Origin of the sequence: Hymenobacter bucti, assembly GCF_042681145.1 — a bacterium.
Classification (GTDB): domain Bacteria; phylum Bacteroidota; class Bacteroidia; order Cytophagales; family Hymenobacteraceae; genus Hymenobacter; species Hymenobacter bucti.
The window spans coordinates 531,827-546,913 of the sequence record NZ_JBHUFD010000018.1; the positions used below are offsets into that span (position 1 = coordinate 531,827).

Consider the following 15,087-nt stretch of genomic DNA (forward strand, 5'->3'; position numbering starts at 1 on the left):
ATGCTAAAGGCCCACGGCCCAGGCGTTCAGTTGTTATAAAAACACGCACTGCCAACGCCCAAATTCTGTACTAAAACTGGTTTTGCCAGGAATGGTTGTGGGCAAGTTAAAATTAGGCCAGCGAGTTGCCGGCGATGCGTGCAGTTGGCAACTAGTTCATTAATAATTCATTCGCTCGGGCTAGGCGGTACGTAAACAGCCTAGCTAGGAGGCGGCCGCGCGAAGTAGCTTAAAGCCCAAGGGACACCTAGTCGGTTCCCACGTTGCAGATAAAGCCCGGCGAGGTTGACTATTTATTGACCACTAACCAGAAAAAAGTACAATGCAGCGCGCGTGTTTTGCCCGTGCTCGTCACCACGTAGCGGCAAGATTGGCCCCGCCCGGCGTTGTTAAGAATGACCTAGGCCCAGCAGCAATAAGTAGAGCCAGCGAAGCATAACAAAAAAGCCTCTCCCGGCTGGGAGAGGCTTTTTTGTTATGCAAGGCCACTTAGTAGCGGTATACTTTGTCAGCGTCGTTGTTCTTGAACTGCTCTTCGAAGTACTTCGAATCCTCGGCGTTGCGGGGCTTCACACCCATCACAATGCCACCGTTTTTGATACCTTCTTCGTATTCGGCAGCGTGCTCCTCAGGGATGCCCGAGCCTACCAGCGCACCTACCAGGCCGCCCGTGAGGCCACCAGCACCAGCGCCAGCCAAAGCAGCGGCAATCGGACCAGCAATAATTAGACCTAGGCCCGGTAGAGCTACCGACGTGCCAATGGCCGCAATGGCGCCAATAATAGCGCCGGCCGTGCCACCGATGGCCGAGCCTACGCCCGCACCTTCCATAGCCTTGTCGCCTAGCTCAGTGTGCGTGCCGTCGGCGAAGTGCGTGTCGCGGGTTTCGTTCGACATCATCAAATGCACGTCGTCCTTGCTGTAGCCGCGCTCGTGCATCGACTGGTATGCTTTCTCGGCGCTGCTACGGTCGCGGAAAATGCCGCTGGTAGTGCTGCCTTCGCGGTAGCTGTCTTCTTCGCCGGTTACGGCGTCCTTCACGGCGTGGGCCGCACGGTCGGCGGTGTTCTGCACGGCATCAATGCCGCGGCCTACTGCGGCGCCGGCAGTGCCGGCTACGGCCGCACCTTTGGCGGTGGCGCTGTAATCATCGCCGGGGTGGCCAGCGGTGGGGTTTACTAGGTCATCGGCGGCAGCGGCGGCGCCGCTTTGGGTGGCATCACGGTCCGTACCAGCGCCATATGTGGTGCTGTCGGTGCTGAGGTTGCCACTGTTACCGAGGCCGGTACCGGTGTTGCTGGTGCCGTAGTTAGCGCCGGCGCCGGTGCCGCTGTTCATCGGGTTGTTTGCATCGTTGGTACTCATGGCAAAAGTATAGTTTGGGTGGAAAAGGAACCAGCACAGTATGTCTGGCGACGTCTAGCTTAACGGGGTAAGCCGAACGTGGGTTACGTCGTCCACAACGCCCGCCGGGCGGGCGCCAGACAGCCTGGGGCAGGCGCATAAAAAAAGCCCCGACGCTAGGCCAGGGCTTTTTGCAGATAGTGAAGCAGGTACCAAAAAGAAGCGGGCTCTTAGGCTTCATTAAGCGCGTACTGCGCATAATTCGCTTCTTTTTGCCAAAACTCGCGGCAGTCTTTAATCAAGCCTTTGAGGAAGTCCTCGTCCTGCTTAAGGCTGCGCCACTCGCCGTAGCCCAGGCGCTCGCACAGCTTATAAAAATTATCACCTTGCCCTTTGGAGCCCTGCACCCGCACCAAGGCACTGAGCAGGGGCCGGCCGGCGGCGTGCTCTTCGGTTGAAATCTCGGCGAGCATTTCGTTGAGCCGCGATTTTTCGTGCGAGATATCCAGATTCAGCCCTAGTTCAGTCTCTTGCAGCAGCGTGAGGTAGCTAACCGTGCCGGCCTGCTGCCGGGCGTAGCGAATGAGGTAGTGGCGAAGGCGGGTAATCATACGAAGTGAGAAAGAAGCGGCCCTAGGTGGGCCAAGCAGCCGTGGGTGGGAGGGCAGCTGCTAAAGTAACGGAATAATATAGTATATACGCAGAAATACTCCGTGTCGGATTGGTGCCCGGCTACCGAAGCACTGCCCAGGTAAGAGCCCAAAAGAGGTCATTGCGTTGCACCACAGCAACCTTGCCAAACTTTGCAAAAAACCTGCCTAGCGGCCCTGGCGGCGGCGCAATTCGCGCTGAATGAGTAGAAACTCGCGGCTGCTCTGGCCCGAGATGGCCGTGTTTTCGTCGGCGCGGCGCAGCAGGTAGGGCATTACGGCCTCCACGGGGCCGTAGGGCACGTATTTGGCCGTGTGGTAGCCAGCGTGGGCAAGGTTGTAGCTTAGGTTATCGCTCATGCCGTAGAGCTGGGCAAACCACACGCGCTCGTCGCCGGGCGCCAAGCCGGCCTCCTGCATAAGCTGCGTGAGCAGCAGCGAGCTGGCCTCGTTGTGCGTGCCCGCGCACAAACTCACGCGGTCGATGTGCTGCACGCAGTAGCGCAGGCTCTCGTTGTAGAGGTCGTCGGTGTGCTGCTTGCTGGGGTTGATGGGGTTTTGGTAGCCGCGTTGCTTGGCGGTGCGGGCCTCCTTCTCCATGTAGGCGCCGCGTACCAGCTTCACCCCTAGGTAGTAGCCAGCCTGCTCGGCGCGGTCGTGGGCGGCTTCCAGGGCCTCGAGGCGGTCGTGGCGATACAGCTGGTAGGTGTTCCAGACAATGGCGCGCTCTTGGTTGTAGCGCTGCATCATGGCCTCGGCTAGGTCGTCGATGGTTTGCTGAAACCAGCTTTCCTCGGCATCCACAAACAGGCGCACGCTGCGTTGGTGGGCGTGGGTGCACAAGGCATCGAGGCGCTGCTGGCCGCGCGCGAAGGCCGCCTGCTCGACCTCGGTGAGGGCGGTGCCGGCCTGCATTTTCTCGAGCAAAGCGGTGGGCATGAGGCCCGTCACTTTAAACACCGAGAAGGGGATGTTGGGCGTAGTGGAGGCCAGCTCGATAGTGGCCAGAATCTCGTCGCGGGTGCGGTCAAAGCTCTGGTCGTTGCCGGTGCCCTCCACCGAGTAGTCGAGGATGGTGCCAATGTGGTAGCGGCCCAGCTCAGCAATTACCGGCTTGCACTCCTTAATAGATTCGCCGCCGCAGAACTGCTTAAAAATCGAGTTCTTAATGAGGAATTTCGTGCCGGGCAAGCTGAATTTCAACGCCGCTTTCATGAGTCCGCCGCCCGTTTTGACCAAGCTGCCGTTGTTCATGGCCGCAAACAGCGCGTACATTTTGCGCAGGTCGGTATCAGACTTGGCTTCGAAGGCAATGCGTGTATCCTCGAAGGAAAGGGGCGCGACGGGTACGGCAGAAATAGGGGCAGCCATAGACTAGGTTCGGTACGGTGAGTGGGAGCGGGGCAAGAAAGCGCTTGGCGCCACGAAGGTAACGTCGGCCTTTCGAACCCGGTTCGGCGCAGCCGAAGTACTTTTAGGGCTGCAAAGCAGCCTAGGCGCCGCAAGCCCGGGCCCCGACTGCCCGCCGCCCCGGCCCGCGGCGCCTAGGCCATCAATTACCCATGGAAAATACCCCTACCGCCGACACGTACTTCACCCGTCGGCTGGCCCAGAAGGGCCAACCCCTCATCATCGCCGGCCCGTGCTCGGCCGAGTCCGAAGAGCAAGTCCTCACCGTGGCCCGCGCCCTGAAGGCGGCCGGCCAGGCCGACATGTACCGCGCCGGCATCTGGAAGCCGCGCACTAAGCCTGGCGGCTTTGAGGGCCGCGGCGCCGCCGCCCTGCCCTGGCTGCAAGCCGCCCGCGCCGAAACCGGCCTGCCCATGGCCATTGAGGTAGCCACGCCCAAGCACGTGGAAGAAGCCCTGAAACACGGCATCGACGTGCTCTGGATTGGGGCGCGCACCACCGTGAACCCCTTCGCGGTGCAGGAACTGGCCGACGCCCTGGCCGGCACCGGCCAAGCCGTGATGGTGAAAAACCCTGTGAACCCCGACCTGGCGCTGTGGGCCGGGGCGCTCGAGCGCCTAGAGCGCGCCGGCATCACCGACCTGGCGGCTATCCACCGGGGTTTCAGCACGTTTGCACCCTCGCGCTACCGCAACGCGCCTACCTGGGCCATCCCGATTGAGCTGAAAACGCGCTACCCGCAGCTGCCGCTCATCAACGACCCCAGCCACATTGGCGGCTCGCGCGACTTGCTGCTGCCCATCGCGCAGAAGGCGCTGGACCTCGACTACGATGGCCTCATCATCGAGACGCACCCCGACCCTGATAACGCCCTGAGCGACGCCGCCCAGCAGGTGACGCCCGCCCGCTTGCAGGAAATCCTGAGCGAGCTCAAGTACCGCTACCGCTCGAGCGACAACGCCGACTACCGCAACAAGGCCGAGGAGCTGCGCCAGAAAATGGACACTGCCGACCACGAAATCCTCGAAATGCTGGCCCGCCGCATGGCCCTCATTCAAGAGCTGGCCGAGTACAAGAAGGAGAACAACGTGAAAATCCTGCAGCTCGAGCGCTGGCAGGAAATCTTCAAAACCCGCCCCGAGTGGGGCAAAAAGCTCAACATCGACGAAAAATTCGTGGGCGAGCTCTATAAGCTCATTCACATCGAGAGCATCCGCCAGCAAACCGAAGTGCTCAACGGCCGCCCCATCGACGGGCCCGCGCACCTAGGGCCAGGATTGTGATAGGTAATGAGCGTAGTGGGTAATGGGAGTAATGATTATTCAGCATTACTCCCATTACCCACTACGCTCATTACCTATTATTTTATTCCTTCACCCAGTGGTAGGTCTCGTAGCCGCCGGCGTCGAATGCGGCCCCTTCGCCAGCCAGCTGGAGCAGCTGCTGGCCGTCGTGTGGGGTAATCTGGTAATATTTAACGTCACTGTTGGCCAGCTTCGCTTCATTCGTGTTGAAGGTAACCGTAGGCAGGCCGCCCGCTCCTACCGCTAGCTGGTAATTGATGACCTGCTCGGCTTGGTTGGAGCGCCGCAGCAGTAGCCGATTGTTGGCAGTAAAAATTAGCTGGCGCGAATAGCCCACGCTAGCGGGCGTGTACTGCGGGCCGAAAAAGGAGGTGCCATCCCATTCCCAATGCCCGGTTTCCATGGCCAGTACATCGTAGTTGGCGGGCCGGATGTCGTCGGCGCTTTGCTCGCAGCCAGTGAGTGAAAACAGCCCGAGCAGTGCGAAGAGGAGAGGCTTGGTCATGAAGCAAAAAAGGGAGCCTAGGGAGAGTGGGAAGAAGCTGAAGGTACGGAAGGGAGCCAGTGATATGCAATTTGGTTGCAGGCCGTGCTATAAAATGCCGGGCCGCCCGCCGTTTCTTTGCGGCTGATTGTCGCCGTTAGCTTAATAGCCTGGTAGTGAAAAATTCCCTTGTCATTGGTCCCGAAGCGCTGCCCGCGCTGGCCGATTTTGTGCGGCAACGTGCGCCGAGCCGCCTATTTGTACTGGCCGATACTAACACCGCCCGCGACTGCTACCCCCTGCTGGCGCCCCACCTGCCCGCCCACGAGCAGCTGACCATTGCGGCCGGCGAGGAGTATAAAACCCTGGCCACCTGCGGCCAAGTGTGGGCCTGGCTGACCCAGCACCAGGCCGACCGCCACGCGCTGCTGGTCTGCCTGGGCGGCGGCGTGGTTACCGACCTAGGGGGCTTTTGCGCCGCCACTTACAAGCGCGGCGTGGCGTGCGCCGTGCTGCCGACCACGCTGCTGGCGCAGGTCGATGCCGGGGTGGGCGGCAAAACGGGCGTCGATTTTGAAGGCTTCAAAAACCACATCGGCGTGTTTCAGGAGCCGGCGGGCGTGTTCATCGACCCTGGCTTTCTGGCCACGCTGCCGCCGGCCGAGCTGCGCTCGGGCTACGCCGAAATCATCAAGCACGCGCTCATTGCCGACGCGGCGGCTTTTGCGGACCTAGGCGGGCTCGACGCGGCGGCAGTGGCCGACTGGACGCCCATCATCCGGCATTCGGTGGCCTTGAAGGAGCAGATTGTGGCCCTGGACCCCCACGAGGCCGGGCCGCGCAAGCTGCTCAACTTTGGCCACACCGTGGGCCACGCCCTCGAAAGCTACCTGCTCACGCAAGCTGGCCGCGAGGTGCGCCACGGCGAAGCCGTGGCGGCCGGCCTCATCTGCGAGAGCTGGCTCTCGGTGCAGCGCGGGCTGCTGCCGGCCGCCGAGCTGGCCGAGGTGCAGGAAGTGGTGGGCGCCGCGTTTGGCAAAATATCCTTCATTACCCTGGAAACGGAAGCCATCGCGGCCTACGCCGTGCAGGACAAGAAAAACCGCGGCGACGTCATCAACTGCACCCTATTGCGGGGCCTGGGGCACGGCGTATTCGACCAGCCTATTACGCTGGCCGAGGTAGCGGCGAGCTTGCAGTATTACAACTCGATTTGATTTCAATTCAAAATCACGCCCGTCATGTTGAGCATGCTGCGCATCAAGCAGAGACGGAGCGGAGTCGAAGCATCTTGGCTGGTAGACTAACTCCTGGCGTTAGCAATGAAGCGGCCAAAATGCTTCGACTCCGCTGCGCTCAGCATGACGGACGACTAACAATATCATGCATCACCAAACCCTGACCTGGGCCGGCGGCCCGCTCCAAGGCACCGCCCACCTGCCGGCTTCCAAAAGTGAAAGCAACCGCGCCCTGCTAGCCCAAAAGCTGGCCGATGGCGGCACGCTCACCAACCTGTCGGAGGCCAACGACACCGTGCTGATGGAGCGCCTGCTCGGCCAGGCCGCCACCGCCGACCTGCTCGACGCCGAAGACGCCGGCACCGTAATGCGCTTTATGACGGCCTACCTGGCCGTGAGTGGCTGGCGCGGCGTGCTCACCGGCGCGGCCCGCATGAAGCAGCGGCCCATTGCGGTGCTCGTGGATGGGCTGCGCGCCCTAGGTGCCACCATCGACTACGTGGAGCGCGAAGGCTACCCGCCGCTGCGCTTCAGCGGGGGGCAGCTGACGACGCCCGCCGCCGAGCTGGCCGTGCGCGGCGACATCAGCAGCCAGTACATTTCGGCCTTGCTGCTGGTGGGGCCGGCGCTGCCCGGCGGCCTGCGCCTGCGCCTGACCGGGCCAGTGGGCTCGCGCCCCTACATCCACCTCACCCTGAATCTGATGCAGCACTTTGGCGCCCAGGCCGCGGAGCTGGCGCCCGACCTGGTGGCGGCCCAGCCCGGCGGCTACCGCCCGGCCGATTACGAGGTGGAGAGCGACTGGTCGGCGGCTAGCTACTGGTACGCGCTGGTAGCGCTGGCCCCGGCGGGCTCGTCCATTACGTTGCCGGGCCTGCGGGCGCAGTCGTGGCAGGGCGACCACGTCATTCAGCACATTATGACGGCGCTGGGCGTGGCCACCGAGTTTCTGCCCGCTGCGGGCGGTGTGCGCCTGACCCAGGTACCGCTCGACGTAGCCGAGCTGCTGGCCCAGCCCCTCGACTTCACCGATTGCCCCGACCTGGCCCAGACGGTGGCCGTGGTGGCGGCGGCCCTAGGGGTGCCGCTGCGCCTCACCGGCCTCGACAGCCTGCGCATCAAGGAAACCGACCGCATCGCGGCCGTGCAAAACGAGCTGCGCAAGTTCGGGGCCGACATGGTGGAGGTGGCGCCGGGCGTGTTCGAGATTCAATCGAACAACTTTGCGGTGAATGGCCAGGAAGTAGCGACTTACGAAGACCACCGCATGGCCATGGCCTTTGCGCCGCTGGCCCTGCGCGGGCCGCTCACGGTGGCCGAGCCGCAGGTGGTGCGCAAGTCGTACCCCAGCTACTGGCGCGAGCTGGCTAAAGTAGGGTTAGCGTAGCTTTAGTCAAGACATAAGTGTCTTTAAGTAAGCAAGTTAATTTATAGATGAAGGGCGATATTATTGGGAAGCCTACGGCGGCGGGCCACCGAAGCCTGCCGCAACGCGCTAACTTTCGGCTTACCTTCCGGCCTCTTTTCTGTTATTTTGCCATGAAGCCTGCCAGCCTACCTCCGTCTACTACCCGCTCTTTGCAGGAAGAGTTGGATGCCCTGCGCCTGGAAAACCAGCAGCTGCGCGCCGACCAGGCGGCGCAGGCCAACCAGCAAGCCAAAGAGGACAAATACGAGCAAAGCCAGGTGCGTTTTCGCACGGTGTTTGACCACTCGCCGCTGGGCAATAAGATTATTGACAGCGACTTAGTCATCAAGCAGGTAAACCCGGCGGTGCTGGCTATGCTGGGCTTTGAGAAAGCCGAAGAGCTGGTGGGGCGGAAGATTATCGAGTTTGCCCACCCCGACCACAAGGCTGATTGGACCCACCTGCAGGAAAGCCTGTGGGCGCACAAGCTGCCCTACTTCGTGCTGGAAACCTGCTTGATTCGGCAGGATGGCTCCTCGTTTTGGTGCCAGGTAACGTCGGTGCTGTTTCAGGACGAAGCGGGCGAGCTGGGCTACACTACCCTAGAAGATATTTCGGAACGCAAGAAGCTGGCCATCAATCATAAGCGCCTCTACGATGCCCAGGAAACCATCATGCACCTGGTGGCGCACGACCTGAAAAACCCCATCAACAACATCAAAATAGTGGTGGCGCTGCTGCAAAGCCACGCGGGGGTGCTGCAAATAGAGCCCGGTAGCGCGCAGCAAGACGTGCAGAAGCTGCTGACGCTGGCCAACCAGTCGTGCGAAACTGCCAATGTCCTGCTCAAGGATGTGCTGTACCTGGGGCAGCTTGAGTCGACTCGGCTGGAAACCCACCGCACCGACCTCAACGCCTTTTTGCAGGAGCGGCTGGAAGTGTTTCGCGTGGCGGCCCAGGAAAAAAAGATAGCCCTGGTGCTGGACCTACCCACGGAGACAATACACGTAGCCATTCACCGCGATAAATTTGGCCGCATTCTCGACAATCTGCTCAGCAACGCGCTGAAATTTACGCCCGCCGACGGCACCATCAAGGTCTGCCTGCAAGCGCACGAGGGCCACGTGCGCCTCACCGTGCAGGATACCGGCCTGGGTATTCCGGCCGAGCTGCAGCCGCACGTGTTCGATAAATTCAGCACCGCTTCCCGCCCCGGCCTCTACGGCGACACCACGACCGGGCTGGGCCTGTTCATTACCAAGCAAATAGTGGAAATGCACCAGGGGCAAATATGGTTGGAAAGCACTGAAAACGAAGGCACTACTTTCTTTATCGACCTGAAATAAGGTGGGCCGCCAACTGCCGTATAATGGTAGCAGCAAATAAGCTGCCTGAGCTGGTTGCGCAGTTTCGGCAATGGCTGACCGCGAATTACACAGCCGAGGAGATAGACCAGTTAAATGTGGATGATGCTGGCTACCCCCACTGGAAGGAGGTGGCGGCGTACGTCACGGCGTTGTTGGCGGCCGATGGGGTGGCTGCCCTCACCGACGATGAGCAAACCGACTTGCTGTACCTGGTTGCCAGAAACTGGGACCTGGGTTGGCTCATTGCCTGGCTTAGTCCCGGCGAGCAGCTATCCAACCTAGGCGTGCTGAAACAAGCGGATTTTCTGCGCCTGGCCGCTAAAGCTGCAACCCTGACGCCCAGAGAGTTTGCCGATGCAAAGTATCAGTTTGCAGTTGCTTGCCGGAAATTCGCCGCGCTGACGCCGGAGCTGGAGCGCGTATTGCTGGCCCTCTACCGTGAGGCGGACGACTACACGAAAACCTGCGCGCTGGCTTCGCTGGCCAAACTGCGCTACCCCGCAATTAAAGACTTGGCGCAGCAATGCTGGGGGCAGGTGAGCGACGAACACGCCCAACTAGCCTGCTTGCTTGTGCTGGCTGAACACGGGTAGGATGAGGGGCTGCTGACGAAGTACTTAGCCTTGGCGAGTGCGCTGCCCGGCGCTTACCTGGCCGCTACTGTAGCCAAGCTTCGGCAGGAACGGAGTACCGGGCAGAGCTAGGCGGAATGGTGTATTTTGCGCGCCTATGCGGCCATTCCTCCTTATTAGTCTTGTTTTTTGTTCGGCTTCAGCCAGCCACGCCCAAGCCTTCAAGCCCGCTGAAGTAGCGCGCTGGCGGCAGCAGGCCCAGCAGGTGCGCATCGTGCGCGATACCTGGGGCGTGCCCCACGTGAGCGGCAAAACCGACGCCGACGCCGTGTTTGGCCTGCTCTACGCGCAGTGCGAAGACGACTTTGCCCGGGTCGAGGACAACTACCTCGAGGCCCTAGGTCGGCGGGCCGAGGTAGAAGGGGAGGCGGCGCTCTACACCGACCTGCGGGCGCGCTTGTTTATGGACACAACCCGCGCCATTGCGGTGTACAAGCAGAGCCCGGCCTGGATGAAGCAGCTGCTCGACGGCTTCGCGGCGGGCACCAACTACTACCTCGCCACGCACCCCACGGTGCAGCCCCGGCTGCTGCGCCGGTTCCAGCCCTGGATGCCGCTGCTCTTCAGCGAGGGTAGTATCGGGGGCAACGTGAGCGTGGTGCCGGTCGAGCGCATCAAGGCGTTCTATAGCCAGCAAAAAACGACTTCCTGGCAGCGGCCCGACTTTGACAAGTTCGACCGCGAGCCCACCGGCTCCAACGGCTTTGCCATTGCACCCGGCAAGAGCGCCAGCGGGCACGCGCTGCTGCTGATAAATCCGCATACCTCGTTCTACTTCCGCTCGGAGGTGCAGATGACCAGCCAAGCCGGCCTCAACGCCTACGGCGCCGTGACGTGGGGCCAGTTCTTTATCTACCAGGGCTTTAATGCCAGCTGCGGCTGGATGCACACCAGCAGCCAGGCCGACTCGATGGACGAGTACCTCGAAACCGTGACCCAGCAGGATGGTAAGTACACCTACCGCTACAACGGCCAGCCGCGCCCGATGCAGACCGAAGAAGTGTCGCTGGCCTACCGCAAAGACGGCCAGCTGCTGCGCCGTAAATTCACCATTTACCGCACTAGCCACGGCCCCGTGGTGGGCGAGCTGAATGGCAAGTGGGTGACCGTGAAAATGATGGATACCCCGCTGGCTGCCCTAGAGCAGTCGTACCTGCGCACCAAGGCCACCGACTACGCCAGCTTTCAGAAGGTGATGGCCCTGAACGGCAACGCCACCAACAACACCGTCTTCGCCGATAAAACCGGCACCATCGCCTACTGGCACGGCAACTTTATGCCCCGCCGCCCGGCCGGCTACGACTGGAGCCGGCCCGTGGAAGGCCGCTCCGACAGCACCGAGTGGCGCGGCCTGCATCCCGTGAGCGAGTTGGTGCAAGTGAAAAACCCCGCCAGCGGCTTTATCCAGAATTGCAACGCCACACCCTACACCGTAGCGGGCCCGGCCAGCAGCCCCGACCCGGCCAAGTACCCGACTTATATGGCGCCCGACGCCGAAAACTACCGCGGCATCAACGCCGTGCGGGTGCTGAGCCGCAAGCAAAGCTTCACCCTCGATACCCTCATCGCGGCGGCCAACGACTCGTACCTAGCCGGCTTCGAGCAGCTGGTACCCGCCCTACTGAGCGACTACCAGCTGCTGGCCGACTCGCCCCGCGACCCCTTCCCGCAGGAATTGCAGCAGGCCGTGGAAACGCTGCGTACCTGGAACCTGCGCTACGCCAAAACCTCGGTGGCCCAGACGCTGGCTATCTACTGGGGCGAGCGCGTGCTGAAGCTGGGCCGCAGCCGCGTGCCCGCCGGTCAGCCCCTGGACTACCTCAGTCTCACGGCCTTTACCATCGAACACACCACGCCCGAGGAAAAAGTGGCCGCCCTCACCGAAACCCTGGGCGAGCTCACCCGCGACTTTGGCAAGTGGCAAACGCCCTGGGGCGAGGTCAACCGCTACCAGCGCCTCACCGGCCGCATCCAGGAAACGTATGATGATAAGCAGCCCAGCCTGCCGGTGGCGTTTACGTCGTCGGCCTGGGGCTCACTGGCCGCGTTTGGGGCCAAAACCTACCCCGGCACTACCCGCCGCTACGGCTACGTGGGCAACAGTTTCGTGGCCGTAGTCGAGTTTGGCCCTAGGGTAGTGGCCCGCTCCGTAGTCACGGGCGGCGCCAGCAGCCAGCCGGGTACCAAGCACTTCACTGACCAAGCCCCGCTCTACTGCGAAGGCCAGTTTAAGGACGTGTGGTTTTACCCCGAAGACGTGGCCCAGCACGTGGAGCGGGCGTACCGGCCGGGCGAGTAGGAGCGGGCAGTAGCGCGGACTTTCAGTCCGTGAGTCTCAAACGTCTACCACTCGCGGACTGAAAGTCCGCGCTACGAAGCCAATATCAGGTAACTACAGTATGGTTGGCGCAACGGGGAGCCTGTTCTTCGTGCTACATACGAATCTTACTCGCCCATGAAAATAATTATTGCGCTGCTAACCGCTTGGCTGGCTACGTTTTCGCTGCCTTTCCGAAGTGAAAGTACGCTCAGTAAGGCTGCCGCGCCCAAAGAATACCTCATCACTAAATACGGGGTGGGCACCGATAGCACCAAGTTGAGTACAAGGGTCATTCAGCAAATTATCGACAAGGCGAGCGCCGGTGGGGGCGGCACGATTGTGATTCCGAAGGGCGTGTTTCTGAGCGGCGCGCTGTTTTTTAAGCTCAATACGCAGCTGCGGCTGCTGGCCGGGGCTAAGCTCAAGGGCTCCGATAACATCGCCGATTATCCGCTGGTGCCGTCGCGGATGGAAGGCCAGAAGCTGGATTACTACGCGGCGCTCGTTAATGCTACCAAGGTCAACGGCTTCACTATTACGGGGCCCGGCACCATCGACGGCAACGGGCTGAAGTTCTGGAAGGGCTTTTGGGCGCACCGCGACTCGATGTCGAAAGCCGGCAAATCGTCAACCAACCTGGAGGTGCACCGGCCCCGGCTACTCTTTATCTGGGGCTGCGACAAGGTGACGATTAAAGACGTGAAACTGCACAACGCAGGCTTCTGGACTACGCACTTGTACCAGTGCACCAACGTGCTCATCGAGGGCTGCGACATCCGCTCGCCCTTTCGGCCCGTGAAGGCGCCGAGCACCGATGGCGTCGATATCGACGTGTGCAAGCACGTGGTTATTCGTAACTGCTACATTTCGGTGAATGACGATGGCGTGTGCATTAAGGGCGGCAAGGGCCCCGACGCCCAAAACCTGCCCGAAAACGGCCCCATCGAAGACGTGTTGGTGGAGAACTGCACCTTCGGCGAGGTGCACGCCGCCCTCACCTGCGGCAGCGAGTGCATCCACGCCAACAATATCACGATGCGCAACTGCCGGATGGACAATGACCGGCCGGTGCTGCTCTTCAAAATGCGCCCCGATACGTACCAGCTCTACGAAAACATCAACATCGAGAATATCACCGGCAAGTGTGGCACCATCGTGAGCCTTTCGCCCTGGACGCAGTTTTTCAACCTGGCTGGCAGCGCTGAAAAGCCCTTTGGCACTATCCGCAACATTCGCATCTCCAACGTGCAGGTGCAGTGCCGCGAGTTTGCCCTGCTGGCCGGCAACCCGACCGACAAGGTGGAAAACATCGTCTTTAAAAATGTGACGGCCACCTCGCCCAAAGCCACGTTCACCAACAAGTACCCTAGCATCGTTTTCGACAACGTGACCCTGAACGGCACGCCGGTGCAGGCGGCCAAAGCGGGCGACATTCCGGCCGGGCCGTCGCAGCCGCTGCGCCCTGATTAGCGGTGGGGCCATTTGGAGGCAGCTAGCACCCAGCCGGCTCACCCGGTAGCACATCCTAGGTAGAAGCCGCCCCATGTTGTGGGGTGGCTTTTTTGTGAGGCAGCGTCTGCCGCGTACTACCTTGCCGGAAGCGCGTGCTGCCTAGCTACCGACGCCCCTTGCCGCATGAAGGACCAACTATTCTGCTATTGCTTTTGCCTGCTGCTACTGCTGCCGCTCCTAGGTAGCGCCCAAGGCACCGTCACGCTCTTGCGCCCCGCCGCCGTCTTCGACGGCCAGGACCTGCACCCCGGCTGGGCCGTGTTGGTGGAGGGCGATAAAATAAAAGCCCTAGGGCCCGCCGCGCAGCTCACGGTGCCGGCCGGCGCGACCATCCAGGAATTGCCCGGCCTCACGTTGCTGCCGGGCCTCATTGAGGGGCACTCGCACCTGCTGCTGCACCCTTATAATGAAACCAGCTGGAACGACCAGGTGCTGACCGAGCCGCTGGCCTTGCGCGTGGCGCGGGCCACGGTACACGCCCGGCGCACGCTCGCGGCCGGTTTCACCACCGCCCGCGACCTAGGGACGGAGGGTGCCGGCTACGCCGATGTGGGCCTCAAGCAGGCCATTGACCAGGGTATTATTCCGGGGCCGCGCTTGCTGGTGGCCACGCGGGCGCTGGTGGCTACGGGCAGCTACGGCCCGCACCTGGCGGCCGTGGAGGACCTGCCCCAGGGCGCGCAGGAAGCCGATGGGGTCGATGGCATCATCCGGGCGGTGCGCGAGCAAATCGGGCACGGGGCCGACGTAATAAAGGTGTACGCCGATTACCGCTGGGGCCCAGGTGGCACGACCCAGCCCACGTTCTCGCAGGAAGAACTGACGCTCATCGTGCAAACGGCGCGCTCGGCGGGCCGGGGCGTGGTGGCCCATGCTAGTACCGCCGAGGGTATGCGCCGGGCCACGCTGGCCGGCGTCGAAACCATCGAGCACGGCGATGGCGGCACGCTCGAAGTGTTCCGGCTGATGAAGCAGCGCGGCGTGGCGTTTTGCCCCACCGTGGCCGCCACCGACGCCACCTCGCAGTACCGCGGTTGGAAGAAGGGCCAGGACCCTGCGCCGCCGCGCGTGCTCGACAAGCGCCGCGCCATGCAGGCCGCCCGCCAGGCCGGCGTAACGCTGGTGGTGGGCGGCGACGTGGGCGTATTTGCCCACGGCGATAACGTCCGCGAAATGGAACTGCTCGTGCAGGAATACGGCGTAGGTCCCTTAGAAGTGCTGCGCGCCGCCACGAGCGGCAACGCCCGCATTTTCCACCTCGCCGACCGGGGCCGCCTGGCGCCCGGCCTGCTCGCCGACCTCGTGGCCGTGGCTGGCGACCCCACCCAGCAGGTGCAGGCCCTGCGCCAGGTGCGGCTAGTGATGAAAGGCGGCGTAGTAGTACCGTAGCGCGAACTGGAAAGGTCGCGTTACGACCA

12 protein-coding genes are annotated in these 15,087 nt (G+C 62.1%); 8 read left to right on the top strand and 4 right to left on the bottom strand.

Annotation, left to right across the window (positions count from 1 at the left end; translation table 11 throughout):
* Window positions 1-489 precede the first annotated feature (489 nt).
* The 3 genes from ACFSDX_RS21465 to ACFSDX_RS21475 all read right to left on the bottom strand — a co-directional run bounded on the left by ACFSDX_RS21465 (window position 490) and on the right by ACFSDX_RS21475 (window position 3,365).
* Window positions 490-1,365 carry a hypothetical protein gene (locus tag ACFSDX_RS21465; protein ID WP_382317323.1) on the bottom strand — a complete coding sequence of 292 codons (876 nt, stop codon included), beginning with the start codon at window positions 1,363-1,365 and terminating at the stop codon, window positions 490-492.
* 209 nt (window positions 1,366-1,574) lie between these two features.
* Complete coding sequence (locus ACFSDX_RS21470) at window positions 1,575-1,955, bottom strand: hypothetical protein (protein ID WP_382317325.1); 381 nt, start codon at window positions 1,953-1,955, stop codon at window positions 1,575-1,577.
* A 207-nt stretch (window positions 1,956-2,162) separates the two neighbouring features.
* The gene (locus ACFSDX_RS21475; RefSeq protein ID WP_382317327.1) at window positions 2,163-3,365 is read right to left on the bottom strand and encodes a proline dehydrogenase family protein; all 1,203 of its coding nucleotides are present in this window, start codon (window positions 3,363-3,365) and stop codon (window positions 2,163-2,165) included.
* Window positions 3,366-3,556: 191 nt separating this feature from the next.
* Between ACFSDX_RS21475 and ACFSDX_RS21480 the strand changes: the two genes are divergently transcribed.
* Window positions 3,557-4,687 (top strand): chorismate mutase, encoded by a 1,131-nt coding sequence (locus ACFSDX_RS21480; RefSeq protein WP_382317329.1) that lies wholly within the window; start codon window positions 3,557-3,559, stop codon window positions 4,685-4,687.
* Between the two features lie 82 nt (window positions 4,688-4,769).
* On the opposite strand, the gene ACFSDX_RS21485 is transcribed toward ACFSDX_RS21480, so the two are convergent.
* The gene (locus ACFSDX_RS21485; protein WP_382317331.1) at window positions 4,770-5,213 is read right to left on the bottom strand and encodes a hypothetical protein; all 444 of its coding nucleotides are present in this window, start codon (window positions 5,211-5,213) and stop codon (window positions 4,770-4,772) included.
* Window positions 5,214-5,368: 155 nt separating this feature from the next.
* On the opposite strand from ACFSDX_RS21485, the gene aroB reads away from it, so the two are divergent.
* From aroB to ACFSDX_RS21520, 7 genes are all read left to right on the top strand, one after another.
* Window positions 5,369-6,409, top strand: coding sequence for a 3-dehydroquinate synthase (gene aroB, locus ACFSDX_RS21490; protein WP_382317333.1), 1,041 nt, complete (start codon window positions 5,369-5,371; stop codon window positions 6,407-6,409).
* A gap of 166 nt (window positions 6,410-6,575) precedes the next feature.
* A complete protein-coding gene (locus ACFSDX_RS21495) occupies window positions 6,576-7,817 on the top strand; it encodes a 3-phosphoshikimate 1-carboxyvinyltransferase (protein WP_382317335.1) in 1,242 nt (413 codons plus the stop codon).
* Window positions 7,818-7,969: 152 nt separating this feature from the next.
* The gene (locus ACFSDX_RS21500) at window positions 7,970-9,184 is read left to right on the top strand and encodes a PAS domain-containing sensor histidine kinase (RefSeq protein WP_382317337.1); all 1,215 of its coding nucleotides are present in this window, start codon (window positions 7,970-7,972) and stop codon (window positions 9,182-9,184) included.
* Window positions 9,185-9,207: 23 nt separating this feature from the next.
* On the top strand, window positions 9,208-9,798 hold the full coding sequence (locus tag ACFSDX_RS21505; protein ID WP_382317339.1) for a hypothetical protein: 591 nt from the start codon (window positions 9,208-9,210) through the stop codon (window positions 9,796-9,798).
* 136 nt (window positions 9,799-9,934) lie between these two features.
* Entirely contained in the window at window positions 9,935-12,136 is a 2,202-nt protein-coding gene (locus tag ACFSDX_RS21510; protein WP_382317341.1) for a penicillin acylase family protein, read from the top strand.
* 156 nt (window positions 12,137-12,292) lie between these two features.
* Complete coding sequence (locus ACFSDX_RS21515) at window positions 12,293-13,627, top strand: glycoside hydrolase family 28 protein (RefSeq protein WP_382317343.1); 1,335 nt, start codon at window positions 12,293-12,295, stop codon at window positions 13,625-13,627.
* Window positions 13,628-13,792: 165 nt separating this feature from the next.
* A complete protein-coding gene (locus ACFSDX_RS21520) occupies window positions 13,793-15,058 on the top strand; it encodes a metal-dependent hydrolase family protein (RefSeq protein ID WP_382317345.1) in 1,266 nt (421 codons plus the stop codon).
* Window positions 15,059-15,087 lie beyond the last annotated feature (29 nt).